1 protein-coding gene is annotated in these 958 nt (G+C 64.9%); it reads right to left on the bottom strand.

The window, feature by feature from the left end:
• Window positions 1-958, bottom strand: a 958-nt coding sequence (locus BVH01_RS16505) for a ShlB/FhaC/HecB family hemolysin secretion/activation protein (RefSeq protein ID WP_139317866.1), incomplete at both ends; no start/stop codon positions are given.

Here is a 958-nt window from a genome sequence, read left to right on the forward strand (position 1 = left end):
AGCTGAAGGGCTGCAGGTAGCTGAGGGTCAGGCTGTATTTGTTGTAACGCGCCACGGGCTGATCACCGCGGGGGTCGCCGTTGCCCTGGGCATCGAAGGCGCCAATGCCGCGCTGCCAGCCGATGTCGGCGTTGACGAAGGCCGTGCCGATGCGCCGGCCATGGTTGAAGCCCAGTTGCCATTCGCTCAAGCGGTTGCTGGACAGGTCCATGCGGTTGCCGAGAATGAAGTTGTTGGTGCGGATATGGCTCAGACCGGTGTTGAAGGCGGTCTTGCTGACGCTGTCGCGGTGCAGCACGCGTTCGGCACGCAGGGCGTGTTGCTGGCTGTCGCCGTCGGTCTCGAAGGGAAAGCCGTTGCTCTGGCCCAGGGTGCGGTAGTAGCTCTGGCTGTAGCTGTAGTCCACGCGCCACCAGCCATAGGGGATGCTGTAGGACAGGCTCTGGGCGTGGAAGTGGCGGTAGCTGTCACTGACCGCATCGCGGCTGGCACGAAGGCTCAGTTGATCGGCCAGGCCGAGCGGGCTGTCCCAGGTAAAACCCAGGCCCCATTGCTGCTCGCCGGTGCTGCGCTGGCCATCGTTGTGGCGGTTGAGGTTGGCATGCCAGGGCTTGCTGCGCTCGCCTTTAAGGCCTACGCGGCTGCCGCCCACCTGCTCCCCTGGCACCAGTTCGAGCTGGGCCGGGCGCGACGGCAGGCGGTTGAGGTTGTCGACCAGTTGCTCCAGCTCACGCAGGTTGAGAATCTCGCCCGCCTCGCCGGGAAAGCTCATGGCCAATTCGCGGTCACTGGCCAACGCGGAGCTGTCGAGGCCTTCGAGGCGCCCTTCGACCACGGTGATTTTCAGGGTGCGGGCCGACAGATCCTGCTGCGGCAGGTAGGCCCGAGTGGTCACGTAGCCGCGATCGACGTAATGGTTGGTGATCGCCTTGAGCAGCTCGTTGAGCTGGCTGACGCC

Source organism: Pseudomonas sp. PA1(2017), assembly GCF_001945375.1.
Classification (GTDB): Bacteria; Pseudomonadota; Gammaproteobacteria; order Pseudomonadales; family Pseudomonadaceae; genus Aquipseudomonas.